We start from the raw sequence: 24,506 nt of genomic DNA, 5'->3' as shown, positions 1-24,506 counted from the left end.
CGATCGTGAACGCCTATGAAGGACGTGTGAGGAAGTTCCTATGACTAACGACCCCCACGGCAGCTGGTCCTACCGGCCGTCTGGCCCTTACTCCGGGCAACAACATGGGCATCAGGCTCCGACGCACCATGCCCAGTCGGGTCACCAGTACCAGGGACAGGCGTATGGCTACCCGTCCGCCCCGCCGAACCAGCAGCGCCCCGCTCCGAAGCAGTCGCAGGCGCCGCGGAGCAGCCGTAGTGGTGGGCTCGTGGTGGGTGCTGTCGTTCTGGCTCTGGTCTCCGGTGGTCTGGGCGGGACCGTGGGCGCGGTCGTCGCCGACCGCCAGCACCGGGCACCTGTCGTCACCAGCGGCAGTACCGGTCTGACCCCCATCTCGCCCGGGCGTTCACCTGCGGCCCAGCCGGTCGCCTCCTTGCCTGCGGGATCGGTCGAACAGGTTGCGGCCAAGGTTCTTCCGAGTGTCGTCAAGCTGGAAACGATCATGGGTCGGTCGAGCGAAGAGGGATCCGGGGTGATCCTCTCCGCCGATGGTTTGGTGCTCACCAACGCGCACGTGGTCCAGGCGGCGGGGGAGCCCGGCGCCAAGACCACCGCCACCATCGCCGGCGGCAAGAACTCGCCCTTCACCGTGGTCGGAATCGATCCGGCCACGGACATCGCCGTGATCCGGATCACCAGCGCCTCGGGCCTGACGCCCGTCGCGCTCGGGTCGTCCGCGAATCTGGTTGTGGGCCAGTCTGTCGTCGCGATCGGTTCGCCGCTGGGTCTGGACGGCACGGTGACCACCGGCATCGTCAGCTCGCTGAATCGCCCGGTGTTCACGGCGGGGCAGGCAGGCAATCAGGACACTGTGCTGGACGCGATCCAGACCGATGCCGCCATCAACCCGGGTAACTCCGGTGGCGCGCTGGTCAACCTGAGCGGCGAGTTGGTGGGAATCAACTCCGCCATCGCGACCATGGGTGGCGATTCCAGCGGCGAGACGCAGGGCGGATCAATTGGTCTGGGCTTTGCGATTCCGGTCGACCAGGCCAAGCGGGTCGCCGATCAGCTGATCACCAACGGTCACGCCACCCACGCCTCCCTGGGGGTACGGGTTGGCAACGATAAGGAGATCCAGGGCGCCAGAATCGTCGAGGTGGTCGCCGGCGGAGCGGCCGAGAAGGCCGCGATACCGAACGGTGCGGTGGTCACGAAGGTGGACAACCGCCCGGTGAACAGCGCCGACGGCCTCGTGGCGGCGGTGCGCTCCAAGGCGCCGGGAGACAAAGTGACGCTGACGTACACCGATGGCAACGGTGGACCGGAGAAGACCGCTGACGTGATCCTGGGTGAGGTCGCCCGATGACCCAGATGTCCCTGCGAGCCGTTACGGTTGCTTCCATGACAGAGCTTGAGGTGGGACCGGTGGGGCGATCTCTGGTCGTCATCGTCAACGACAGGACAGCCCACGGCGACCAGGACACCAGTGGTCCGCTGGTTACTGAGCTGCTTTCGGAGGCCGGAATCGTCGTCGATGGTGTGGTGGCAGTCGAGGGGGATCTGGCCGAGATTCAGAATGCCGTCAATATGGCGGTTATCGGCGGTGTGGACCTGGTGGTGACCGTGGGTGGCACGGGTGTCACCCCGCGCGACGTCACTCCCGAGGCCACTCAACCGCTTCTCGATCGTGAGCTGCTCGGTATCGCCGAGGCCATCCGGTCCTCGGGGCTGGCGGCCGGTGTCACGGAGGCGGGTTTGTCTCGCGGCGTGGCGGGTATTTCGGGCAGCACCCTGGTGGTCAACATCGCGGGCACGCGTGCCGCTGTGCGCGATGGCATGGCTACGGTGACACCGATGGCGATTCAGATCATCGAGCAGCTATCCAGCCTGGAGATCTGATCGGGTGCAGGCGCCAGAGGGCCGCGATTGTGACCTTCGCCACAAAAGTGGTGCAGGGGGAACAAGCGCCAGCAATGCGGATATCGACCGTATCTTCGGTCAAGCCGAGCCGTCTCTGGGTCCAGATGAACGCGATGTGAACGATTCGCGCGGCATGCACGAAAGTGATGAGTGGTTGCGCGATAACGTTCCGCCCCATCACGGCTAAGGAATTCCCGCATATCGAACGCGTAAATCCGGCAGGTCGCGAAGCCTGGATACCCATTCGGGGTGCCGGTTCCCTGCTGGTGCTCGCTCGTTTCCCAGCAAATCGTTCGTTCACCCAATTGTTAACCCGGAGATATCTTGGGTTTGGCTAACTTCCGGTTCACAAGTGCGCCCGCTGCCGGGTGAGTCGACTGCGACCAGAACGAGTGTTCAGATTGCCGCGCCGTCACCGTGCCGATATCGTCCTTCTGTCCGTCGCTTAGGAAATTCTCATGTTCGCCATGAGGGGACTGTTAGGAACAGAATGAAGCTGTTGAGCAAGGTATCGGGCTGGGCTCGCCACGGTCTGTTGGCGGTTGGCGCCCTAGTCATGACTCTTGTTGCTCTCTTTGCGACGGCGGCGACGGCGCATGCCGGTCTGGACGATGAGCTGACTCTGGTTGACGGCAAGGGACGGACACTGCGGATTCAGCAGTGGGACACCTTCTTGAACGGGGTCTTCCCGCTCGACCGCAACCGCCTGACCCGTGAGTGGTTCCATTCGGGGCGGGCTGCCTATGAGGTGACCGGTCCGGGAGCCGATGCGTTCGAGGGGACCCTGGAGCTGGGCTATCAGGTGGGATACCCCTGGTCGCTGGGTGTGGGGCTGAACTTCAACTACACGACCCCCAATACCTCAATCCTCTACGGTATTCCGAACGCCTTCGGTGGCACCCCGGAAGCCTCGTACGTGCAGACCACCAACCTGCTGCCCTCGGCGGGCATCAACGTCGACCTGGGCAACGGCCCCGGCATCCAGGAAGTCGCCACCTTCTCGGTGGCAATCGCGGGCCCCAAGGGTGCCGTCGCGGTCAGTAACGCCCACGGCACGGTCACGGGTGCCGCCGGTGGTGTGCTGCTGCGCCCCTACGCACGACTGATCAGCTCGGCGGGTGACAGCGTCACCACGTACGGCGAAACCTGGGACATGAAGTAGCGAATCCTCGCTGACATCTAGACAACAAAAGCTTCCACATAACTGTTCTGCTGCTGGATTGATGGCCGCGCAAGGGTCGGCCCGTCACCTTCCGCGGTCAGGAGAACTCTTATGCGTCGCGCTGTGCGCCGGTCGCTCGAATGCTTAGCTGCGGTGCCCACGCTTTTTGCCATGACATTCATCATCTTGGCGACGGCGCATGCAGGTTTGGACAATGAGCTAACCCTGGTCGACAGCAAGGGATGAACACTGCGGATTCCGCAGTGGGACACCTTTTGAATGGTGTGTTTCCGTTGCATCGCAAGAGGCTCACACTTGAGTGGTTCCATTCGGGCCGTGCGGTTTACGAGGTGGCGGGTCCGGGGGCGGACACATGTGCGGGCACCTGGAATTGGCTCATCAGGATGGGCTATCTGTGGTGGTGAGGTGTGCGGCTGAACGTCAACGACACGACGCCGAATGTTTCGGTGCCCTGCGGCGTACCCCATGCCTACGGTGGAAATCCGGAGGCTTCATACGTGCAAACCACCAACTTGCTGCCTTCGGCGGGCATCCGCGTTGACCTGGGCAATGGCCCTAGTGTCCAAGAGATGGCAACGTTTTAGGACGCGGTGGCCGGCGCCAACGGCGCGGTTGTGGTGTGCAATGCACAGAGGACAGTAACCGGCGCGGCCGACGGGTGCTGTTGCGTCCTTGTGCGCGCTTGATAAGCAATGTGGGAGACAGCGCCACCACGTGTGGCGAGACCTGGGATACGCGGTAGTCGCCATTACTTAATGGGTGTGCTGTCGTAGGGCACTGCGCAATATTGGACACCGCGCACAGTAATGGGCGTCGCGCGGCGTAAACAGCTGTGTATCTGCTGTGAGTTAGCCTCCCAGAAACATTCGGGAAACTCACAGAGACGATTTAGCCGTTACGTTTGGCCCGCCTGAGCAACAATGTGTTCCTGGCGAGGTAGGCATTTGCCGTGGCGTACATCCGCCCTGAGAATTGAGGGAACTAAATGAGAACAGTTGGCATCTGGCAGGTCATGCACAACACCCTCATGCGATTGATACTCGTCGTCGCTGGCGTGGTTGGCCTGGCGGTCATGGGGACGGCTACCGCGACGGCGGGTTTGGACGATGAGCTGACTCTGGTTGACGGCAAGGGGCGGACGCTGCGGATTCAGCAGTGGGACACCTTCTTGAACGGGGTCTTCCCGCTCGACCGCAACCGCCTGACCCGTGAGTGGTTCCATTCGGGGCGGGCTGCCTATGAGGTGACCGGTCCGGGAGCCGATGCGTTCGAGGGGACCCTGGAGCTGGGCTATCAGGTGGGATACCCCTGGTCGCTGGGTGTGGGGCTGAACTTCAACTACACGACCCCCAATACCTCAATCCTCTACGGTATTCCGAACGCCTTCGGTGGCACCCCGGAAGCCTCGTACGTGCAGACCACCAACCTGCTGCCCTCGGCGGGCATCAACGTCGACCTGGGCAACGGCCCCGGCATCCAGGAAGTCGCCACCTTCTCGGTGGCCATTGCGGGCCCCAAGGGTGCCGTCGCGGTCAGTAACGCCCACGGCACCGTCACCGGTGCGGCCGGTGGTGTGCTGCTGCGCCCCTACGCACGACTCATCAGCAGTGCGGGCGACAGCGTCACCACCTACGGCGAAACCTGGGACATGAAATAGCTGACCCGGCGGGCCGGGCAGAAGGGCTAGGACGCCTTCTTCTGCTCGGCCAGCAGGTCGCGAATCTCGACGAGTAGCTCTGCTTCGGTCGCCGCCGCAGGGTCCTCACCGGACTTGGCCAGGCGGCTCTTGAGCGTGTTGTACGGCAAAACCACCAGGAAGTAGACGACCGCCGCGATCAGGATGAAGTTGATCGTGGCGGTGACCAAGACATTGAAGTCCAGGTACTGTCCGCCGCCGATGCTGACTCTGAGCGCAGGGTGATCCGAATCGGGCCCGGTGCCTATGCGATTGATCAATGGCTGAATGACGGCGTCGCTGAACTTGGTGACCAGTGCGGTGAACGCCGCGCCGATGACCACGGCGACCGCGAGGTCAATGACGTTGCCGCGCAGCAGAAAATCTCTGAATCCCTTGAGCATGGTCTGACACTAACGCAAGGTCAGCGTTACCGCCTGCACTAACGCGATTGCGGCGACGCGATTTGCCTGCTGCGGCGGCAATGCGACCATTACCACCCGCTGCGTCCCAACGCCTTTGGTGACGGGTTTCGGCGACACCAACACGACCACGGCACCCGTGGCCAGCACGGCGGGCTCGGGTGCCGTGGCATCTGGTGCGCCCGGTTCGTGGTCGGCAACGGTGAGGATGTCGACGATGTCTCCGGCGCGGATCATGTCGAGGGTCGCGGCGTCGCCCAGTGGTACCGGGACGATGCGCGCGTCCCTGCCGGCTGCTGACTCGGCCAGTCGCGGGCCCAACACCCGTAGATCGGTCAGCATTTCTCCGCGACGAACCGGCCCGGCCACCGTCGCTCCCACGACGGTTCCCGTCATGGTGCGTGCGCCGTCGGGAAGAATTGTCGTGGAACGCTTTTCCAGTCGGACATCGTCGCCGGTCAGGATCGTGCCGGGCGGGAGGTCATGGACGGCTACGACCACGTCGGTGCGATCGTTGGCGGGGTCCGGGCGGAATGCCAAGACCGCCGCGAACAGCACCAAGATCGCAGCGATGACCCGCCGGGCTAGTGCCGTTCGTGCCCAATCAGGGCGAAGCGCTGTCGATACGCGCTGCAGCACAGTGGGATCGAGGGGCGAACGAGCCATGCCTCACGCTAGGACGACACGTGTCCCCGCGTCAGCAGGCAATACGCCGCTGTGGATAACTCGTTAGCTGGCGGCGGCGGACGCGGTGGCGGTGGACGTCGAGCTGGAGGAGCTCGACGTCGACGACGAGCTGCTCGCCGAGGTCTCGGACGACGAGGACTTGGATTGGCTCTTGGCGCCGGAATCACTCTTCGAGGCGGCGTCCACGCTGCCCGAGCGGCTGTCGGTGCGGTAGAAGCCGCTGCCCTTGAACACGATGCCCACCGAGTTGAACAGCTTGCGCAGCTTGCCCGAGCACTTTTGGCACACGGTCAGCGCATCGTCAGTGAACGCCTGGACGATGTCGAACTTGTCGCCACAGTCGGCACATGCGTAGGAATAGGTGGGCATGAGGGGTCCTCCAGGAACTGACAAACCATGAAACGCCATTGGCACTCTACCGTCTGGAGTGCTAGGTCCGCCACTGAGCGACCTGGGGATTCAGCTGAGTGTGACGAATCCGTCGGCGGTCAGCGCGTGAGTCACCGGCACATCGTGCGGGCCCGCTGGGATCGCATCGAGTATCTCGCCGGTGTACAGAGGCGAGATCAGGGCCACCGAGGGTGCGGCGAACCCCAAGGATCGGTCGTAGAACCCGGCGCCGCGGCCCAGCCGGTTGCCCCGTTTGTCCACCGCGAGCGCCGGAATCAACACCAGCTCGGCATCGGCAAGGGCGGCCGGACCGAACAGCGGCGGGGCCGGTTCTCGCAGACCGAAGGGGGCGCCAACCAGCTCTCCCGGTCGGTACTGGCCCCAGGTCAGCGCCGTCGGCGTGCCGGTTCCGTCGTTGCGCGCGACCGGCAGCAAAACCTGTACACCGCGGGTTGTCAGGACGTCGAGCATCTCCACCGAGCCGGGCTCGGATCCCACCGGCAAGTAGGCGGCGATCACAGAAAGCCCAGAGGCCGCCGTCGCGACATGCGCGGTGAGCGCGTCGTTCTGTATTTCGCGGTCGGCACGCGACATTGCCCGTCGTGCCTGCACAATCTGTTGCCGCAGGACGTTCTTGATGTTCTCTGGGGTGCTGTGGGGATCGCCGATTCCGTGACGGTACCGCCTTGCCCGCGCAATCCCGTGGTCAGTGGTTAGGGTGAGTGGCTATGACGGCCCCTGACGTGTCCATCCCGCGCACCGCCGTGGTGCCCGCTGCAGGTCTGGGCACGCGGTTTCTGCCCGCGACCAAGACCGTGCCCAAGGAACTGCTGCCGGTGGTCGACACTCCGGGAATCGAGCTGGTGGCCGAGGAGGCCGCCGAGGCCGGTGCGGAGCGTCTGGTGATCGTCACCTCAGAGGGCAAGGACGGCGTCGTCGCGCATTTCGTGGAGGACTTGGTGCTTGAGGGCACGCTCGAGGACCGCGGGAAGCACGCGATGCTCGAGAAGGTGCGCCGGGCGCCCGGCCTGATCAAGGTGCAATCGGTGGTTCAGGCCGAGCCGCTTGGCCTCGGCCACGCCGTGGGCTGTGTGGAGCCGGTTCTCGACGACGACGAGGACGCCATCGCGGTGCTGCTGCCCGATGACCTGGTGTGGCCGCGGGGGGTGTTGGTGACGATGGCCAAGGTCCGGGCCAAGCGTGGCGGCTCGGTGCTCTGCGCCATCGAGGTGCCGCCCGAGGAGATCAGTTCCTACGGAGCGTTTGACGTCGAGATTGTCCCTGATGCTGCCAACCCAAATGTGTTGCGCGTTAAGGGGATGGTGGAGAAGCCGAAGGTTGAGGATGCCCCGTCGAACTACGCGGCGGCGGGTCGCTACCTGCTGGATCGGGTGATTTTCGATGCGCTCAAGCGCATCCCGCGGGGTGCCGGTGGCGAGCTACAGCTCACCGATGCCATCGCGCTGTTGATCGATGAGGGACACCCGGTGCATGTCGTTGTGCACCGCGGATCCCGACACGACCTGGGAAATCCCGGCGGCTATCTCAAGGCTGCTGTTGACTTTGCGTTGGACCGCGACGATTACGGTCCGGGCTTGCGGAAGTGGCTGGTCGAACGGCTGGGTCTGGGACCGACCACGCTGCCGGATTCGGAGTAAGAAAGGCACCAGTGCGTTCGGTCGAGGAGCAGCAGGCCAAAGTGACGGCGGCTGCGGTCGCGCCGCGCCCGGTTCGGGTGGCGATCGCCGAGGCCCAGGGTTTGTTGTGCGCCGAGGAAGTGGTGACCGTTCGGCCATTGCCCGGATTCGACCAGGCGGCCATCGACGGATATGCCGTACGCAGCGTCGATGTGCAGGCCGCCGGTGGTGTGGTGCGCGTGATCAGCCCGGGTGAGGGCGGCGATCCAGACGACGAAGACGACCTAGAAGAATCCAGCGGCGAGATCGGAACGGTCGAGCTACCTGTTGTCGGCACGGTGCGGGTGGGGGAGCGCACGCCCACCCGGCTGCAACCCCGTCAGGCGGTACGCGTGCAGACCGGCGCGCCGATGCCGACCTTGGCGGATGCGGTGCTGCCGTTGCGCTGGTCCGAGGGCGGCGAGTCGCGGGTCAAGGTGCTGCGCGCGGTGCGTTCGGGTGACTATGTGCGGCGCACCGGTGATGATGTGCAACCCGGTGATGTCGCCGTGCGGGCGGGCACGATCATCGGCGCGGCCCAGGTGGGGCTGCTGGCCGCGGTGGGACGTGATCGCGTGCTGGTGCATCCGAGACCTCGGCTGTCGGTGATCAGTGTGGGTGGCGAGCTTGTCGACGTCGACCGCACGCCGGGGAATGGTCAGGTGTACGACGTGAACTCCTATGCGCTGGCTGCCGCGGCCCGCGATGCGGGCGCCGATGTGAACCGGGTGGGCATTGCCAGCGCGGACCCCGCCGCGTTTCGGGAAGTGCTCGAAGGACAGCTGAACCGGGCAGAGGTTGTCGTGGTTTCTGGGGCTGTCGGCGGTGCCGCTGCCGAGGGGATTCGCGAGGCGCTTTCGGCGCTGGGCGATATGGAGGTGGGGCGTGTCGCCATGCATCCGGGATCGGTGCAGGGCTTCGGTCAGCTGGGCCGCGATGCGGTGCCCACCTTCCTGCTGCCCGCGAACCCGGTCGGTGCCCTGGTGGTCTTCGAGGTGATGGTGCGTCCGCTGATCCGGCTGGCCCTGGGGCGCCGGCACGCGCAGCGCCGAATTGTGCGGGCGCGCACCGTGTCTCCTATTACCTCTATCGCTGGCCGCAAGGGTTTTCTGCGTGGTCAGCTGATGCGTGACCAGGACACCGGAGAGTATCTGGTGCAGATTCTGGGAGCGCCGGGCGCGTCCTCGCACCTTCTCGCGACGCTCGCGGAGGCGAATTGCCTCGTGATCGTGCCCGCCGACGTGGAACAGGTTCGTACCGGGGAGATCGTCGAGGTCGCGTTCCTGGCACAGCGCGGATGAGCGTCTGGAGCGAAGACCAGGAGCCCGCATGAGCGTCTGGCGTCAAGAGAGTGCGCACCCCGGCTGGCCGATGCCGCTCGGGAAACTGCGTGTGCCCGCAGGAGTGGTGTCGGTGCGGCCCATCCGGTTGCGGGATGGGATGGCGTGGAGCCGGGCACGGCTGGCCGACCAGACCCATCTGCAGCCGTGGGAACCGTCTTCCGAGGTCGATTGGATGGCGCGCCACGGTGTGTCGTCGTGGCCCGCGCTGTGTTCGGGTCTGCGGGCCGAGGCCCGCAAGGGGCGGATGATTCCGTGCGCGATCGAGCTGAACGGGAATTTCGTCGGGCAGCTGACGATCGGCAACATCGCGCACGGCGCGCTGCGTTCGGCGTGGATCGGGTACTGGGTAGTCAGCACGGTGACCCGGCAAGGGGTGGCGACTGCGGCACTCGCGCTGGGGCTCGATCACTGTTTCGGGCCCGTCACCCTGCACCGGGTGGAGGCAACGGTGCGGCCCGAGAACGGGGCCAGCCGTGCGGTGTTGTCGAAGGTCGGCTTTCGTGAGGAGGGGCTGCTCAAGCGGTACCTCGACGTTGATGGCGCCTGGCGCGATCACCTTTTGGTGGCGATGACGGTCGAAGAGGTGCGAGGTTCGGTGGCCGCGATGCTGGTGCGTTCCGGAAACGCCGCTTGGGTCTGAGCTCGTTCTTGCCGAGTCTGCGTCTTACGACGCTTTCGGGGGAAAAACCGTCGTGAGACGCAGACTCGCCATCTGAAGTGCTTCGTCGACGCGGCTGACGATCGTGCCGGGGCGGTGCCGAAGCAGTTCTGACGTGACCCGGATGATCGTCCAGCCTTCATCCGTGAGTGCTGCGGCACGGTCGATGTCCCGGGAACGTTGACGTGGGTCCGTCCAATGCTGCGCGCCGTCGAACTCGATTCCTACTTTCGCGTCTTCCCACCCCATGTCCACGCGTGCGACGAAGTCACCGAATCTGTCGAGCACTCGTATCTGCGTTTGAGGTTTAGGGAATCCGCTGCGGACCAGGAGCAGGCGAGTGCGGGTTTCTTGTGGTGACTCGGCTCCTGCGTCGACGAGTTCAAGCACTTCGCGTAGGCGTACGACGCCGCGGACGCCAGGATGGCCGGCCAGCACCGCGTGAACCTCCGGGGTCGTCAGGCCGGTCGCGTTCATCAGGGCATCGATTCTCTCCACGGCGTGGCCGAGGGGCAGCCGCCGCCCGAGGTCGAACGCCGTACGCGCGGGTGTCGTGGCATTCATGCCCTGGACCTCGGTGATTTCGTTGGCGAGTAACGAATCCTGATGGACTGTTAATCCGGACGGTGTCCGGTAGTTGTCAAACACGAGTTCAGCTGGCCGATCGCCGTCTATCCATTTCGCACCGTGTAGTGCGGATGCTGACAGTCCGGCGACAACGCCCTGCCGTCGCGACCAGTACCAGGCCGCGACGGCTCGTTCGGTCGCCGAGAGCTGCGCATCTCTTGGCACGAATACGCCGGGGTACAGCTGCCGATACAACCGGCGCATCCGGCGTTCGGAGATTGCACCGGATGCGAGTACGTCGGCTGAGCGGAATGGCCACGGAATATCCCCCATGGCGCGCAGCGTCCCACCGCGCCCCGACACCCCCGTAGCGAGTCTGCGTCTTACGACGCTTTCGGGGGAAAAGCCGTCATGAGGCGCAGGCCCGCCGGATATTTGTGAGACAGATGTGACTATTGGGGCCTGTGATGCTTGCCCCTGTAGAATTACAGGTGTGTAATTGGTATCGGCGCGCCTCATAGCGTGCGCAGATCGCCAACCTAGCCTTGACCTGAGGCTTAGGCGCAAGGCACACCTGACGCGCGCAGAAAGGAGCAGGCCGAGATGCCGAGCATCCCCCAATCGGTGTTGTGGATCGGACTGGTCGTTCTGTGGCTGTTTGTCCTGGTGCCGATGCTGATCAACAAGCGCGACGTGGTGAAGCGCACCAGTGACGTCGCCCTGGCGACACGGGTACTCAACGGAAAGGCCGCCAAGCTATTGCGCCGCACCGGCCCCGCCGCCGGTCACCGCAGCGACCCGGATTTCCGTCGTGAGGACATCGACGAACTCGAGGATGAGGACGACGAAGACTCGACCGGAGTGATCGCGAGTGCGCCCACCGAGGAAGACAAGGACGCCGCGCGGGCCGTCAAGGCCATGGCCGTGCGCAAGGTTCGTCCAGAGAAGATCGAGAGCGACGACCCCGTTGACGTCGATGTCGTAGATGAAGATGCGATCGCCTTGCCGGTCGGCGAGGCCGCACTGTCTGATGACCTCGAGGATCTGGAAGAGGCACCGGTCGCCGAAACCGATTCGGGCACCTACGAGTATGTCGACGACACCTCGGGTCTGGCCATTCCCGCCGAGCCGACACGCGAACGCCACCAGGCGCCCCCCATGTACAGCTCATCGCGTCGCCGCCGGTTTGACCCCGACGTCATGGCCAAGGAGAACGCGCGCAAGTTCGCCTTCCGTAAGCGTGTGCTGATCGGTCTGGTCGCGGCGATGACGATCGCCGGTGTGGTGGCCGCGACGGCAACCAGCACCGCGTGGTGGGCGTGCGGCGCGCTGGCCGTGATGGCGGTGCTCTACCTGGGCTATCTGCGTCGTCAGACTCGCATCGAGGAGCAGCTGCGCCGTCGCCGTGCGGCGCGCTACCAGCGTGCGCGGGTGGTCGGCGTGGAGAACGTGGGGGACCGCGAGCTCGATGTGGTGCCGCAGCGCCTGCGCCGTCCCGGAGCGGCCGTCCTCGAAATCGACGACGAGGACCCGGTTTTCGAGCACCTGGATTACTACGACGAGCCGCGGCAGTACCGTATGCCGCACGCTGTCGGTCAGTAGGTATCTGATTCGGTCTGACGCAGGACGGCTGGTAAGGTCTTAGCGTCTTGGGGCTATAGCGCAGTTGGTAGCGCGTCTCGTTCGCATCGAGAAGGTCAGGGGTTCGATTCCCCTTAGCTCCACCAAGAAAAACCCCCGCTAGTCGGGGGTTTTTTCATTTGCGCGAGGCTCACTTTTGGTCTGGGAATGCCGCAGAGATGCCGCAGGAGTTTCTTCCTGGTTCTTCTGAGCTGCGGTTATTGCGTCGTCCAGCGCACCCGCCACTTCATCTAGGTCGGCGTCGAAAAGGTCGGCATAGGTGTCCAGCGTCATCGACGCACGGGCATGTCCGAGCATCCGCTGTACAGCCTTCACATTGGCACCAGCGCTTATGGCCAAAGATGCCGCCGTGTGCCGCAAATCGTGAGGAGTGATTGTGGGGAAGGTCTCGTCGGCTTCTTGGCAGACCGACGCTGCGTGAGCGAACACCCTGTCCCGCCAGTTCGACACTCGGAGAACACCTCCGCGCAGATCGGTGAATACCAGGTCAGCTCGCTTCTTACCTTTCATGAGAGCCGACAGCTCATCGGCTATGGCTGACGGGAACGGTACTGAACGACGTTCCCACGTCTTCGGGGTCTTCCAGTCGAGACCACCTGACTCCGTAACAGAACGGGAGATGTTCACGCGGCGGCGTCGCATATCAAAGTCTTGGACTCTGAGCGCTGCCATTTCACCCCACCGCAGGCCCGTGTAAGCGAGGAAGCGGACCACAAGTCCGTCGCGGGAGCAAGCTTCGGACAGCGCAAGAACCTGGTTGTGAGTCAAGTACCCGCGATCAGCATGCTGTCGCTTCGGCAACTTCACGCCCTCGCAAGGGTTGCGAGGTATGCGCCCGTCTTCAACCGCCGACGCCATCACCATGCGCAAAACGTGAAACGAATTCTCGATGGTCGGAACCCCTACCTCATCTTTGACCAGTTTCGCCACCCATGCCCGTACGACGGTCGTCTTGACCTCGGAGATAGCCACTTTCGCCCAGCGGGGTTGAACATGAACTGTCCACGCAGTCTTTCGCGTTGCGGCGGTCTTCTTGGCGATGTGTCCCTGTGCGGACTCCCAGCTTCTATAAACGTCGGCAACTGTGATTTTTCCTAGGCGAGGGTCTATATGTGTGCCCGTAGTAACTTCGGAGAGGCGGTCACGGAGCCATGCTTCGGCTTCCCGCTTGACCTCGAAAACCTTGTAGCGCTCGTTAGATTCGGCGTCTACGTACCGAGCCTTCCAACGCGACTTGATGCCGTGGGCCTTTGACGGCGCTTCGGCAGTGGAACCGTCAGGCTGTTTGACCTTTTTGAACCAACGGTCTTCGACTCCACCCCTGACGCCGCGATACACCATGACGGGAGCCTAGTCACTGCGGGGAGGCGAAAAATGCTACCGAGTCTTTCGAACACTCGGTGTTTCGAGATATCCGCCACTACGTTGTGCTGGTGTCTGATGTTCCTACTTATGCTGATTCGCTCGCTACCTTGTCGAAGTCGAGACCGCTATTGGCGCAAGCGTTGGTGTTGGCGGAGCGTCGTCGCACTGAGCGCCTTGCGGCGTACCTGGATGGTGCCCGGCTTCGCGGTCTCGAACAGCTTTTTGCCTATTTGGAAGCGGCTGTTGCCGCGTACGCCGAGATCCCGTCCTTATCGGGGATTGGCTTCCTGATAGAGCGTGTGCACGCCGACTACAAGACAGCGTTGGAAGCAACACTTTCGGGCTATCAGGGTGTGGCGGCTGACGCCATGCGCGACGTGATGGAGATCGAGTGTCTGTTGATGGACTTTGCAGCTAATAGAGGTAACTCCGACGAATGGCTGCATTCCGACGAGAAGCTGCGGAAGCGGAAGTACGTGCCCGTGCGCGTTCGGGAGCGGTTGCAGGAGTGCGGGGTTGAGCCATTCTCGAACGACGACTTCGAGCCCATCGACTACAAGGCGCACAGCGAGTCTCTCCATGTGAATCCAGGGCAGAGGCTGAGTACGCGCGGACCGGACCCGCTTGATGAGCCTTTCCCGTTGTACGGGGACTTTGGTTTCATGGAGATGTTCGAGCACGGCGACCGTATCCTGCTGGCTATCGAGTTGTTGCGCATCATTGCACTGGGAGTGCCTGACGGCTATGAGCCGATAGGGCCTCGTGACAAGTTCAATGACGCGCACGCCCGTACGCACCAAAATCAGGTCATGATGTTTGGCTTCGTTGAGGGACCGTCGGTGCTGCGTGAGCGGCTAGGGCGTGAGCCGACAGCCGCCGAGCTACTTGGCTACGTCAAAGATGAAATCACGTCTAAGAGCCGTCCTTTCGGACCTAAGGCCGAAGGGTCCAATTAGCGTGCGGGGGACGTGCACACTCCCAACTTTCCCTTTGTCGCCGAGTCGCTCTAGCGTCGAGTCATGCCCGAAACACCAACCGTTCGAACTCATCTCATGGCCCTGGCCGACCTGCTCGATGAACCCAACCGTCTCGTCGGCCCCGACGCCGAACGATGCACCGCTGCCGCCGTGGGCGAACTCCGTTGGGTGTGGGCTCGTCTGGTGAACAAGTTCGTTGAGGCGGTCGAGTCCGATGCTTGATTCGGAAGCCTCATTGAGTCCCGATGAGCGACTGATGCTGGTCGGCTTGTACGCCCGTCTGAGTCAGTCCCAGAATCGTTCGGTTGCAGGACGACTCGACTCCGAGACACCGTGTTACGCCGACCTCAACATTTATCGTCCCGAAACTTTGTCCCACAAAGGGATTCCCTTATCTCGCCTCTCGGAGGGTTCTGGGACATGCTGATCGGCTACGCGCGGGTATCGACCGTCGAGCAGTCCACCGACCTCCAGCTCGACGCACTCAATGCCGCTGGCGTCGAGCAGGTGTTCACCGACGAGGGTGTGAGTGGCTCGATGTCGAGTAGGCCCGAACTCGACAAGTGCCTGGCGATGTCGCGTGCCGGTGACACGCTCGTCGTGTGGCGGCTCGACCGTCTGGCCCGCTCTCTCAGGAACCTGCTGGAGTTGGTGGAGTCCCTGTCCAACAGGGGCATTCATCTACGCAGCTTGACCGAGGCTATCGACACCAGCTCGGCCAGCGGGCGGCTCGTGCTGTCGGTGTTCGGTGCGCTGGCCGAATTCGAGCGCTCACTCATTATCGAGCGGACTCAAGCAGGTCTGTCCGCTGCTCGGTTGCGGGGAGCCAAGATTGGGCGACCGGTGGCGATGAGCGCTGGGCAAGTCGAGCATGCCCGGACGTTGGTCTCGGCTGGCCATCGGGTGGGTGATGTCGCTCGGACACTGGGAGTCGGACGGAGCACGTTGTATCGCATGTTGGGATCGTCGTGACGGAGGTGACGGCGACGGATCGGTTGCGTCACCTGCTTGTCCGTGCGTACACCGCGCACTATGTGACAGGTGGGGGCATCGTGAAGCCCAGGACCGCGAGTTCGATTCAGATCGATCGCGTTGTCGTGGATCAGCTTGCCGACTTTGCCGTCGAGTTCGGCGTCGTTGAGGGGTACAACGCCCCTGCCAGCCTTCTGGATGCGCTGCTTACTGAGGCTATCGAGCGCGGTGAGATAGTCAGGACTGAGACGGGCCAGTTGGAACACAAGCTCGACTACCAGCTGCGAGACCACTCCGCAGACCGCAAATGCTGACATTCTGGTGACTCGTGGATGAGCTGATCTCTCGCATTGACGGCCTGCTCGATGAGCCTGATGACGAGAGTCTGGACGATTGGGCTTATCCGTGGACGGATTCGATGCGGTGGGCTCCCGAGGGCGTCGAGATACACGAGGACGACGGTGCTGACGCCGAACTGGACGGCGGGTGGGACTACCACCCTGACCCGCAGGTTCACGTGATTCCCGTCGAGCAGGTGGCCGAATGGACTCGATGGCTTGGGACCCTGGGGGATGCTGAGCGATCTGAGATTGCTTGGTATGTGGTGTGTTTCAAGTGTGGGTCGGCAGGAGAACGGTCAGTGGATTGTGGGTGCGAGCGTGCCGGGTAGCGCTTAGCCGGTCACGTACCAGTCGTCTCCGATTGCCGTGCGGAGGAACGCCATGTGAACATCTATCTGGAATAGGTGCGTGCTCTCCACGGTTGATGTGCCGCCCATCCGCAGCCCCGGCGCGAACCCGTAAACCTCATCGAATTGCAACGGTCCCAGATGCTCGTATACCCGATCAAACATAGGTGCTTCATCGTTATCGAAGAACTCGAACCGCTCCTTGTCAGCAGCAGTGAAGAACGCTTCCATCGAACGCTGTAGCCCACTCGGGGTTGACTTCCTCGCTGGCGGCTTAAGAAACATGATGCCCCGCGCTGGCTCTACGCTGACCGATATGCCGTAGCCGGGAGTCCAGAACCAAACTTTCCCGAAAGCGCTGCGGATAAACGGAATGTACTGCGCCCCTTCATCCAACTTGGGGTGCCGGATTGTGTCGAGCAAGACTTCGTTGGTGGTGACCTTCCACGCATTGGGGTCTACGAGCCAAGCCGCGCCGTTGCCGAATCCGGAGAAGCCAAACTCCTGCCAGTACGAGATCAGACAGTCAGGAACGAGCCCGCTGTATGCGTGCACGTGTTCGTCAGTGCACGCCGGACCGGGGATGGAGAAGGGCAGCTCTTCGAGGAAGCACTCGAAGTATTCGTCCGGCACCTTCACTCCCTACCGAGTCTGATGTTCACGATGGCATTCGGGTCTTGGGTTTTGAGCCATGCTTTGAAGGCATCGCTCTCCTGTTTGGTCAAGTTACCAAGCGCGTTGTTGACTTGCCAGTCACCATAAGTCAGGCCATTGGTATAGCCCCCGAATTTGATGTCCGGGTTGTGGATCACTGGTTGCGGAATGAGGCCCGATCCTGCCGGGAACTGCGCATCTGCATAGTCGCGGGCGAGGCGCTTGGCGTCGGAAGCACTGTATCCCGCGTCTATTAAGTCTTCGACGCCGTAGTCATAGAGTCCTTCCCGCAGGTCGTTTCGGATTTCGGTGCTGGGTGGCCGCGCAGCTTCCATGTGGTCAAGGACTTGTTGGACGCTCTGGGTGTTGAGGCCGTGTTCCCACAGCTGGGCATGACGGTCAATCTCAGCGGAGTGGTTCGCCTCATGCTTGTCGGTATATGACGGGGAATCAACATCGTATTGGGGTGTTCGGGGTAGCTCATCGACAGACACTCCGTGATGGGTGGCGAGGTCTTGGAGGTTCTGTTCGCCTCTGTCCCAATCCATTTGATCGCGTTCGGCGCGGTGGGATTCGCGGGCTTCGTGCAGGATGTCGTCGGCGCTGCGAAGTGGTGCGCCGCCATGATCGGCCACGGGTCCGTTGGGGTGGTGATCACCGCCGACAGGACTGTGGTCACCGATGGCCGGAGCGCCACTTCCCGCGCCATCGCTCCAGGGGTGGTGCTCCGTGACGGCTGGCGGTGATGTTGGATTGTGTTCAACGGGCGCGGAATTCGTTTCAGCATGTCCAGCGCCAGGCGACGTGTGTTCAACGGGTTGCGGCGTGTGTGGTGTCGCAGGGGTCTCGGATCGTGGGGCTGGTTCGGCGGGGGTTTCGTGGTGCGGCACCGCTGGTGCCTCGGGATGTGTTGCCGTGGGAACCTCAGCGTGCGGCGCGGCTGGTGCCTCGGCGTGGGGTACGGCAGGGGTCTCGACATGCGGTACTGCGGGTGCCTCGACATGGGGTGCTGCGGGGGTTTCGGGGTGAAGGGCGTCGTTCAGGAAGCCTTTGACGGTGTGACTGACGGTGTTGTCGAGGGTGGGTATGCCCTCGTGCAGGGCGGCTCGGCCTTCGGCTCCGAGCGCACCTTCCACAATCCCACGTTCCAGTAAGCGCCCGGTGCCGCCCGTGGCGATGGCGGCGGTGGCTTCGGCGCTTTTGGCCTGCATATCGAAGAATCCCGCACCTGCCAACGACGCCGCCGAACCGCCGTGCGCCTTGGCGTACTCGGCCTTGTTGTAGGCGTCAATGGTTTGATCGAGTGCCGAGGGCGTGTCAGCACCGGGAATCGCTTGTTTGAGTGCGTCTTTGGCTGCTCCGATACCGACATCAACCCAAGCGTCCTTGGCCTTGTCCGCGCCGTGCAAACCTGTCAGATCACCGACGTGTTCAACGATCCCTTCGGCCTTCTGTTTGGCGGCGTCAACCCAGCCATCCAGGAAGCCTTTCTTGGGAGGTTCGGGCTTCGGCGGGGTTGGGGGCGTGGCGTTCTTGTTGAGGTAATCGACGGTGCCGCCGATGGTGCCCAACTTGCTGGGGTCAACGGATTTCTCTGGGGTGGGTGGCCCCAGGACGGGGGCGTTCGGATTGGCTGGGGCGGTCGCGGCAGCGGCTTCGGTGCTGGCCGGGGTGTGGGCCTTGGGGTACCAGTCCTTGTAGAAGTTGTCGTCCTGCGCTGCGGCGGCGGGAACGTCTTTGGGTTTGGTGTCTGCAACAGCCTTGTTGACGTTGAACATCGCAGCGGCCAAGTTGAATTCACCGGCCACCTTGTTTCCGGATGCGTCGGCCTGGCCTTTGAGCTTCTCCACGCCCGCCCACCACTTGGTGGCCGAGTCCTTCAACTCACGCGAAGCGTCCGCGACGATCTTGGCGTTCTTGTCCGCCGTCTCCTTGCTCATCCCCTCGGGCGGGGTGTAACTGAGCGTGCACTCGGCGTCATTGACGGTGATACCTGGTTGGCCGTGGACGTTGTTCAAGATCGCTTTGCCGTTGTTGAGCGGCGGGATGATGTCGTAGTCGATGGTGTTGAGCATCGCCCGAGCCGACTCGTCCATCGCGTCGCGGGCGTGCACGACAGTGCGCCACGCACCATCAGCTTTGTCTTGGGAAGCCGTGGCCCACAGGCCGCTCCACGTTGAGCCGCCCGGACGCTCGACGTAGCCCTTGAAGTCGTGGGTGTGGTCTTCGAGGCGCGCCATCAGCTTGGCGGCGGGGTCCAGCGCTTCCCGGTACGAGTTCACATCGGTCGCGAGCATCAGCGACGCAGTAGGCCCCACCCCAGCACCCCTTGGCTATGCCTGGCGGTGCAGGTCAGGCATGAGGCGAAACAGTGCCGCGCCGTGCTCCTCGGTGGCGATGAACCCGCGCCGACCTGCTTCCTCGACCTCGGCGAAGTTGCCCATGAACCCGGTCACGATCTTCTGCACGTTCGGCAGGGTGCGGCCCGACAGATCATGCAAAGCGGCCAGCGCCGGATCAGCGCCTGTGCTCGCACTGGGGGCGGGCGTCTCCGAGTTGATCTTGTCCACCAAGGATTCGATCTGCGGGCGCAAGCGGCCCAGAGCCTCTAAATCGAGCTTGAGCGGATCACCCACCCTAGATTCCTCCCTGTATCGGTTAGCTGATCAGGGGCAGACTACAGCCATAGTGAGGGGGACACCACTGATCGGTCGGCTGTTCCAGCAATCTGTCACACCCACGAGGACCAGCCACGTTTGTGGCATCAAGAACGTCGCTGGTAGGAGTGGTCACGCGCCTTGCCCACCCACCGCCAGAGCATCGCCGCTGCGCTGCGGTGCTCTGGCGGTGGGTGGGGGGACACCACTGGACCACAAGTGAACACTGATGTCAGAACGGTCGGATAGGCTCCCGCCAAGCTGAAATGGGAGGTCGGGGCGGTGCGAGCGGTGCGACGGGTAGTGGTCGGTGCGTTGGTGGCGGTGCTGGTCGGGATGGTTGTGCCGCCCGTTGCGCAAGCCAAGAACCTGCTGGTAGTGGGAATGCCGATTAGCTTCTCTAGCGGGACATGCTCGCTGGGATTCTTCGGATTCAACGCACGTGGCGATCGGCTGGCGGTGACTTCCGGGCATTGCGCTGGTGGGGCCGATGAGCTGGTGTATTCCAAGAACGGTGTGGAGATCGGCAGAGTCGTGGCCTGGTTGGAGGACGTTTCAGACGGTCACGGCAAGCTGGTTGGCGCACGCGGATACACGGTGTTTTCCGTCTACAAGAGATTCAGTTTGGAGCCGTACTTCACGGGCCTGGGCACCATCGACGAGGGCGATTGGGTGACGAAATACGGTGAGCGCAGCGGAAAGACGCGCGGTCGGATCACGAAAGTCAAGTACAACAGCGACCGCCCTGACCTGTCGCTCGTTTACAGCGACATGGTGCAATTGCCGGGGGATTCGGGGTGTCCGTGGGTGACCTCTGGGCCGACGCTCGTTGCGATGGGTTCTAGCGGAAACCAGGAACAGTTGGGTGGTGGTGCGGGAAGCCAGGCCCAACCCATCGGATCGGTCATACGACTCATCAAAGAACAGGCTGGGGTCTGGGGCGACGGCTTCAAGGTATGGATCGGCGATTAGCGCTAGCTGGCGGTTCGCTCCGAACGGCACATGGACCATGCAGAGCGGCGGTGCACGGCGGGGACGTTGGGTGGGGGACACCAATTTGAGCCGGCGTTGTCGGACGGCGGCGATACGCTGCGGTTATGCCTGTAGATGTGCCTGCTGATTTCGCCGAGCTGACTGGTGTTGATGAGAAGTGGCTCGTGCACGGTTGGGACACCCGTCCGGTGGAAACCTTCTCTTTTACGAAAAGGCCATCGGACCGTGGGTTGCCGGAGCATCTGGCGCGTTACCGCCTGCCTATCGAGTCGTCGTTGAAACTGCACGACATCGTGATAGACGAGCAGGATAGAGGCAAGGGGATCGGTTCGAAGCTCCTGGATGCGGTGGTGCGTTATGCCGACATCAAGGGACTTCCGGTGTGGATGTGCGTGGTGGGGGAAGGGCAGGGCACGCAGGAGGTGATGAACACGGTGCGGCTCGTGAGCTGGTACAAGCGGTACGGGTTTGAGAAAGCCGATGAGCTAGCGCAGCGAAGATTCGATATGGACCGTTGTCGTAACGAGGAGATGGTGCGGTACCCGAATGGTTGGGTGCCGAGCTTGACGGAGTTCTAGGCTGTTTGTATGGGCGTGGAGGGGCGATTGCTGATCGTTCGATTCGCCCCGTTCTCGGCTCAAGGGTGCCGTGCCAATGCGCGAAAAACCTACGACAGGCACTTGGAGCAAGGGCTTAGCGGACGTTATGGCGTGTCGGTCAGCGGCGTGATGGTGCGCCAGGGCGAATCAGATGATGAGGCAATCATCCGATTGCGCGCTGCGGTTCCTCTCAAAGGGAAAGCTATCGCCCCCGTCTGGGCCGATACGCTAGAGGAGTTGGGATTCTGCGTCGTGCCCGATATGCCGCCTGACATGCACTATCTGGTGGGTCAGGACGACATGGCTCGGATGCTTGATTGTGATGCGCTGGCGTTAGTCTGGAGTAGCACGCGACGCAAGTGCCCGACGTGGAGAAGCGGGAAGGAGGACTGACCTATGCGGCGAATTCAGATCGACATCAACTTCCGTGATCGTGACGGGCACACGCCAGCTCCCTACACCGGTCCCACGCCACGGGTCGGTGAGCGTGTTGTTGCTTTCGAGCCTGAGGATGGTGTGCGGGCGGACGCGGTGGTGTTGTCAGTGAACCCGGACCGGTGCTTTGTTGTGCTCGACGTGGACTGGGACTCGATGGACGATGACGACGTGGCACAAACACCTGTTGTGTGGGAGCTTCCGTCCGAATGTGATGCGCGTCTGTACACGGTTGTCCTCTGATGGGGTTTCTGGTTGGTCCTGACTCTGGTGAGCTGGCGGAAGACAACGGAACCTTCGCGCGAGTCGATGGGTCGCAGTTCGGTTCCCCTATTCCCGCGTTGTTCATTGATGAGTCGCAGTTCCCGAACCCCGAGGAGTTCGGATTACGGACCGGCCAGCAGAACCCTTCCGGCGAGTGGATGGTGCTGGAGACGTTGGCTGTTGATGTGTCGTCCCGCTATGAAGTCGATGTGTATGACGTACGCACGCTGACCGATCCGCAGTCTTGGGATGCGGACAAAGCAATCAAGATCGCGGGCACCGTTTTCCCGGACCCGCATCCCGACGAATGGTGGCGTGGTGTGCACGACGAAACAGGTCGGCTGTTTCTGTTCGTGGGGCCGCTCAAGCAGTACCTCCAGCCCGACAACCGCTTGGACCTGGAGTTCCTACGGCACGCACATGCGGGCATCACTCCGCTGGTGGTCCGTGGATATGACGCAGGTGTTGGCACCCGCCCACCTACCAAAGCGCCAGCGGGAGACGACACTGACGATTACCCGATAAATGTGCCGACCACACACAGATCGGACGCCGAGCGCCGCGCACTCGGACTTGACCGTCCCGAACTGGACGAGGAATGGCGTACGTTCCACACAGCACAGATGTACGAACTTGCGAATGATGTCAAAGTTGTTGCAGAGACAGCAGACTACGACGATATTCGGCTTCCTTGGCTCTCTGCTGCCGTGAAGGAAAACACTCGCCTCATCAAGATGAGTGAAATAGTGGGAGACTTTATCGACAGCCTTAACAGTGGGGTTCCGCTGACTCCAGGCATGATCTACTCCATTAGATTCCGCGCCTTTCACCAATCGGCGACGTTCGCTGCTGAACGTCACTTTTCTGAGAGGCCGTCGCGGCAGAGGTTGGATATGGAGTTGAAATCCATGTTCAGCGCACGACTTTGGATGAAGTCCCCCGCGTACTTCCTCACTCGTGACGAGATCGAGGCGGCTACTCCCGCTGACTCACCGTTGACTTCTCTAACATTGCCGAACTCGAAATGCCTTGTTTTCCACGATCACCCGCTGCCCATCGACTTCCCGATAGGTGGGGTGCCACGAAGCGTGCTGGCGTGGGTATTTGTGTCGAATGAACTCGGAACGCTAGAGGGCGTACAGATATTCACTGTCGCTGACGACAATTCAGATTCCATCATGACCAACGGCTCCATCGAATCACCTGCACTGCGAGAGTGGACGAGCAAGATCCTCCCCGTGCTGTCTGCTGGGCATTGGAGTCCATCGGAGCGGCCGAAACTTCCCGGTAAGCCGATGGACCGGACGTGGCGGCGTGCACTTGAGCGCAAGCGCGATCGGGAAGCAGCCACAGGCTCCCTTGACGGTGTTCGGTTGTTGACACCCTCGTAGCTCTGCGTGTCGGAACATCGGTTGTCGGGTCGCGGGTAGCGTCCCTTTTCTGAGTAGGACGTGGTTTTCGTTCTCGGAGTTGAGAGGGGCGATATGTCGGGTCTGGGGGAACAACCGGAGTACGACATCGTGGGTGTTACGGCGCTGACACCGGCCAGGGCTCGGTTGATGCCGGAGTGTTACGGAGGATATCCGCTGGCTTTGCTCGTGTGTCGGTCTCCTCAGTACGACCCTTCCGATGAGGGGATCAGGCAGACGCGCATCGAGGCGGGCTATCTGGTCAAGGGCGTCGTTGTTCCGTACGGAGCAGGCTACGAACTCCCCAGAGGAGTCTTGGACCCAGACTTCCCCAAGGGGGACGTAGAGATTCTGGACGTGGAGGCGCTGCCCGTCACCTTGCGGTGCGCGAAGGATGACAGACCTACGGTCATCGCCTTGGTGTTGGAGCGCAACAGCAAGGGATTTACGCGCGTGAAGCCCGGCGCTACTTGGGGTGGACACACGGTGCATTCGGTTGATGAGAGTTTTGAGGTTGATCTCGGACCGTATCGTGGGGATAGCGGCAGAACTGGTCTCCGGGGCCGCGTGGCACGGATGCGTAGGAGTGACTGGTAAGGGACTCGACATCCGCAGGTGGGGGCGTGGTTCGGGTGTACGGGTGGCTAGCGAGACCGGGCTCAGCTCAGGCAACGGATTTAGGTATGAGACGAGCGAGGTTGGCACTGTCATGCGTCACCGCGTGTCCCCGCACAATGCCTGGTTATTCGGTGCTGCTGTCCGTCTGAGCGGGCGTCACGCCCCAGGAGGCGTCCCATTCGGCTAACTCGGCCTTGTCCGTGTAGTCGCCGTATCCGGGTGCGTTGTGTCCGAACCAACCGTGTAGCACAGCGACCACTTCTTGAGGCGGTAGAAGGACATCGACCACGAAATGAGGCTTCCTGGTACCGGGGGTGACATCTTCCTCAAAGACGATCTCGGCACGGAGCCAGCCACCGGGTAGAACGGCAATGCGCTGGGCTTCAAGTTCGGTGACGGGCTCTTTGGGCTTCTCCCGCTTCTGCGGCTTGCCATCGTCGTCAAGGACTATGCGCAGTCCTTGATACCGCGCGAGGCGTTCAGCGGCTCCGGGTGCGAGGAAGATACGGGCACCCTTGGTGTAGGGGTAGGGCATCTGCGGTGTGGTCATATGTGTGAACCTAACGAGCGGTTCGCGTGTGCTCGGGGAGGCTGCGCCGTTCGTTCAGCCAACACTCCAGGCTCCGTTATCAAATTGTTACCATCGGAATCGCAGGTCATGCTCGGCTACCTGCCCCTGAAATTCGGCAAACAGGATTGTTGAGTGATGCTTTCGGGGGTGTTAATAC

30 protein-coding genes, 1 tRNA gene and 1 pseudogene are annotated in these 24,506 nt (G+C 62.5%); 22 read left to right on the top strand and 10 right to left on the bottom strand.

Features of this window, described 5'->3' with window-relative positions; genetic code table 11:
- The first annotated feature begins 40 nt into the window (after positions 1 to 40).
- From B4394_RS03555 to mspA (B4394_RS03530), 6 genes and pseudogenes are all read left to right on the top strand, one after another.
- Positions 41 to 1,351: a trypsin-like peptidase domain-containing protein gene (locus B4394_RS03555; RefSeq protein ID WP_078314122.1), complete on the top strand. Its 1,311-nt coding sequence runs from the start codon at positions 41 to 43 to the stop codon at positions 1,349 to 1,351.
- Positions 1,352 to 1,386: 35 nt separating this feature from the next.
- Positions 1,387 to 1,884, top strand: coding sequence for a MogA/MoaB family molybdenum cofactor biosynthesis protein (locus B4394_RS03550; protein ID WP_078310278.1), 498 nt, complete (start codon positions 1,387 to 1,389; stop codon positions 1,882 to 1,884).
- Positions 1,885 to 1,888: 4 nt separating this feature from the next.
- Positions 1,889 to 2,092: a hypothetical protein gene (locus B4394_RS25900; RefSeq protein WP_078310274.1), complete on the top strand. Its 204-nt coding sequence runs from the start codon at positions 1,889 to 1,891 to the stop codon at positions 2,090 to 2,092.
- A 303-nt stretch (positions 2,093 to 2,395) separates the two neighbouring features.
- Complete coding sequence (gene mspA, locus B4394_RS03540; RefSeq protein WP_078314121.1) at positions 2,396 to 3,067, top strand: porin MspA; 672 nt, start codon at positions 2,396 to 2,398, stop codon at positions 3,065 to 3,067.
- A gap of 171 nt (positions 3,068 to 3,238) precedes the next feature.
- Positions 3,239 to 3,830, top strand: a pseudogene (locus B4394_RS25625) (MspA family porin).
- Positions 3,831 to 4,115: 285 nt separating this feature from the next.
- Entirely contained in the window at positions 4,116 to 4,745 is a 630-nt protein-coding gene (mspA, locus tag B4394_RS03530) for a porin MspA (RefSeq protein WP_078314259.1), read from the top strand.
- 26 nt (positions 4,746 to 4,771) lie between these two features.
- Here the strand turns inward: mspA (B4394_RS03530) and mscL are convergent, their stop codons facing one another.
- The 4 genes from mscL to B4394_RS03510 form a co-directional block, all read right to left on the bottom strand.
- Positions 4,772 to 5,167 carry a large-conductance mechanosensitive channel protein MscL gene (gene mscL, locus B4394_RS03525; protein WP_078310270.1) on the bottom strand — a complete coding sequence of 132 codons (396 nt, stop codon included), beginning with the start codon at positions 5,165 to 5,167 and terminating at the stop codon, positions 4,772 to 4,774.
- A gap of 9 nt (positions 5,168 to 5,176) precedes the next feature.
- Positions 5,177 to 5,851 (bottom strand): SAF domain-containing protein, encoded by a 675-nt coding sequence (locus B4394_RS03520; RefSeq protein WP_078310265.1) that lies wholly within the window; start codon positions 5,849 to 5,851, stop codon positions 5,177 to 5,179.
- 63 nt (positions 5,852 to 5,914) lie between these two features.
- Positions 5,915 to 6,241 (bottom strand): FmdB family zinc ribbon protein, encoded by a 327-nt coding sequence (locus B4394_RS03515; RefSeq protein ID WP_078314120.1) that lies wholly within the window; start codon positions 6,239 to 6,241, stop codon positions 5,915 to 5,917.
- 90 nt (positions 6,242 to 6,331) lie between these two features.
- Positions 6,332 to 6,889, bottom strand: a complete 558-nt coding sequence (locus B4394_RS03510) for a 5-formyltetrahydrofolate cyclo-ligase (protein WP_353615248.1) — start codon at positions 6,887 to 6,889, stop codon at positions 6,332 to 6,334.
- 101 nt (positions 6,890 to 6,990) lie between these two features.
- On the opposite strand from B4394_RS03510, the gene B4394_RS03505 reads away from it, so the two are divergent.
- The 3 genes from B4394_RS03505 to B4394_RS03495 are packed head-to-tail and all read left to right on the top strand — an operon-like array spanning position 6,991 to position 9,921.
- On the top strand, positions 6,991 to 7,920 hold the full coding sequence (locus tag B4394_RS03505) for a UTP--glucose-1-phosphate uridylyltransferase (protein ID WP_078290537.1): 930 nt from the start codon (positions 6,991 to 6,993) through the stop codon (positions 7,918 to 7,920).
- An 11-nt stretch (positions 7,921 to 7,931) separates the two neighbouring features.
- Positions 7,932 to 9,239 (top strand): molybdotransferase-like divisome protein Glp, encoded by a 1,308-nt coding sequence (glp, locus tag B4394_RS03500; RefSeq protein WP_078310254.1) that lies wholly within the window; start codon positions 7,932 to 7,934, stop codon positions 9,237 to 9,239.
- Positions 9,240 to 9,267: 28 nt separating this feature from the next.
- Complete coding sequence (locus B4394_RS03495; RefSeq protein WP_078310250.1) at positions 9,268 to 9,921, top strand: GNAT family N-acetyltransferase; 654 nt, start codon at positions 9,268 to 9,270, stop codon at positions 9,919 to 9,921.
- Positions 9,922 to 9,945: 24 nt separating this feature from the next.
- On the opposite strand, the gene B4394_RS03490 is transcribed toward B4394_RS03495, so the two are convergent.
- Positions 9,946 to 10,839, bottom strand: coding sequence for a PDDEXK-like endonuclease domain-containing protein (locus tag B4394_RS03490; protein WP_078310595.1), 894 nt, complete (start codon positions 10,837 to 10,839; stop codon positions 9,946 to 9,948).
- Positions 10,840 to 11,109: 270 nt separating this feature from the next.
- Here B4394_RS03490 and sepX point away from each other — a divergent pair, with 270 nt between their 5' ends.
- Both sepX and B4394_RS03480 read left to right on the top strand, forming a co-directional pair.
- Entirely contained in the window at positions 11,110 to 12,108 is a 999-nt protein-coding gene (gene sepX / locus B4394_RS03485; RefSeq protein WP_078310247.1) for a divisome protein SepX/GlpR, read from the top strand.
- Positions 12,109 to 12,157: 49 nt separating this feature from the next.
- Positions 12,158 to 12,233, top strand: a tRNA-Ala gene (locus B4394_RS03480).
- A 13-nt stretch (positions 12,234 to 12,246) separates the two neighbouring features.
- Here the strand turns inward: B4394_RS03480 and B4394_RS03475 are convergent.
- Positions 12,247 to 13,488: a tyrosine-type recombinase/integrase gene (locus tag B4394_RS03475; RefSeq protein ID WP_070943062.1), complete on the bottom strand. Its 1,242-nt coding sequence runs from the start codon at positions 13,486 to 13,488 to the stop codon at positions 12,247 to 12,249.
- Positions 13,489 to 13,580: 92 nt separating this feature from the next.
- On the opposite strand from B4394_RS03475, the gene B4394_RS03470 reads away from it, so the two are divergent.
- The 5 genes from B4394_RS03470 (at position 13,581) to B4394_RS03455 (ending at position 16,131) form a co-directional block, all read left to right on the top strand.
- A complete protein-coding gene (locus B4394_RS03470) occupies positions 13,581 to 14,468 on the top strand; it encodes a hypothetical protein (RefSeq protein ID WP_128350547.1) in 888 nt (295 codons plus the stop codon).
- A 63-nt stretch (positions 14,469 to 14,531) separates the two neighbouring features.
- Entirely contained in the window at positions 14,532 to 14,711 is a 180-nt protein-coding gene (locus tag B4394_RS25015; RefSeq protein WP_128350546.1) for a hypothetical protein, read from the top strand.
- A gap of 198 nt (positions 14,712 to 14,909) precedes the next feature.
- Positions 14,910 to 15,461, top strand: a complete 552-nt coding sequence (locus B4394_RS03465; protein ID WP_052544285.1) for a recombinase family protein — start codon at positions 14,910 to 14,912, stop codon at positions 15,459 to 15,461.
- Positions 15,458 to 15,775 (top strand): hypothetical protein, encoded by a 318-nt coding sequence (locus B4394_RS03460; protein ID WP_052544286.1) that lies wholly within the window; start codon positions 15,458 to 15,460, stop codon positions 15,773 to 15,775. Before B4394_RS03465 ends, B4394_RS03460 begins: the two co-directional genes overlap by 4 nt.
- A gap of 14 nt (positions 15,776 to 15,789) precedes the next feature.
- Entirely contained in the window at positions 15,790 to 16,131 is a 342-nt protein-coding gene (locus tag B4394_RS03455) for a hypothetical protein (protein WP_052544287.1), read from the top strand.
- A 3-nt stretch (positions 16,132 to 16,134) separates the two neighbouring features.
- Here B4394_RS03455 and B4394_RS03450 read toward each other — a convergent pair whose 3' ends face one another.
- Genes B4394_RS03450 through B4394_RS03440 form a run of 3 tightly spaced genes read right to left on the bottom strand, consistent with a single transcriptional unit; the run spans position 16,135 to position 19,439 of the window.
- Positions 16,135 to 16,782 carry a GAD-like domain-containing protein gene (locus B4394_RS03450; RefSeq protein ID WP_074243382.1) on the bottom strand — a complete coding sequence of 216 codons (648 nt, stop codon included), beginning with the start codon at positions 16,780 to 16,782 and terminating at the stop codon, positions 16,135 to 16,137.
- 2 nt (positions 16,783 to 16,784) lie between these two features.
- Positions 16,785 to 19,121 carry a hypothetical protein gene (locus B4394_RS25325; RefSeq protein WP_174479475.1) on the bottom strand — a complete coding sequence of 779 codons (2,337 nt, stop codon included), beginning with the start codon at positions 19,119 to 19,121 and terminating at the stop codon, positions 16,785 to 16,787.
- 15 nt (positions 19,122 to 19,136) lie between these two features.
- Positions 19,137 to 19,439, bottom strand: coding sequence for a hypothetical protein (locus tag B4394_RS03440; RefSeq protein WP_052544289.1), 303 nt, complete (start codon positions 19,437 to 19,439; stop codon positions 19,137 to 19,139).
- Between the two features lie 312 nt (positions 19,440 to 19,751).
- Between B4394_RS03440 and B4394_RS03435 the strand changes: the two genes are divergently transcribed.
- From B4394_RS03435 to B4394_RS03410, 6 genes are all read left to right on the top strand, one after another.
- The gene (locus B4394_RS03435; protein WP_286141882.1) at positions 19,752 to 20,432 is read left to right on the top strand and encodes a chymotrypsin family serine protease; all 681 of its coding nucleotides are present in this window, start codon (positions 19,752 to 19,754) and stop codon (positions 20,430 to 20,432) included.
- Positions 20,433 to 20,557: 125 nt separating this feature from the next.
- A complete protein-coding gene (locus B4394_RS03430; RefSeq protein ID WP_052544290.1) occupies positions 20,558 to 21,031 on the top strand; it encodes a GNAT family N-acetyltransferase in 474 nt (157 codons plus the stop codon).
- A gap of 9 nt (positions 21,032 to 21,040) precedes the next feature.
- On the top strand, positions 21,041 to 21,445 hold the full coding sequence (locus tag B4394_RS03425; RefSeq protein ID WP_052544291.1) for a hypothetical protein: 405 nt from the start codon (positions 21,041 to 21,043) through the stop codon (positions 21,443 to 21,445).
- Positions 21,446 to 21,448: 3 nt separating this feature from the next.
- The gene (locus tag B4394_RS03420) at positions 21,449 to 21,730 is read left to right on the top strand and encodes a hypothetical protein (protein WP_052544292.1); all 282 of its coding nucleotides are present in this window, start codon (positions 21,449 to 21,451) and stop codon (positions 21,728 to 21,730) included.
- Positions 21,731 to 21,828: 98 nt separating this feature from the next.
- Positions 21,829 to 23,142 (top strand): hypothetical protein, encoded by a 1,314-nt coding sequence (locus B4394_RS03415; RefSeq protein WP_139359891.1) that lies wholly within the window; start codon positions 21,829 to 21,831, stop codon positions 23,140 to 23,142.
- Between the two features lie 60 nt (positions 23,143 to 23,202).
- On the top strand, positions 23,203 to 23,757 hold the full coding sequence (locus B4394_RS03410; RefSeq protein ID WP_052572163.1) for a hypothetical protein: 555 nt from the start codon (positions 23,203 to 23,205) through the stop codon (positions 23,755 to 23,757).
- A gap of 145 nt (positions 23,758 to 23,902) precedes the next feature.
- On the opposite strand, the gene B4394_RS03405 is transcribed toward B4394_RS03410, so the two are convergent.
- Entirely contained in the window at positions 23,903 to 24,328 is a 426-nt protein-coding gene (locus B4394_RS03405; RefSeq protein ID WP_052544295.1) for a hypothetical protein, read from the bottom strand.
- Positions 24,329 to 24,506 lie beyond the last annotated feature (178 nt).

Source organism: Mycobacterium sp. D16Q16, assembly GCF_002013745.1.
Lineage (GTDB): Bacteria > Actinomycetota > Actinomycetes > Mycobacteriales > Mycobacteriaceae > Mycobacterium.
This window is presented reverse-complemented; position numbering and strand designations above follow the sequence as displayed.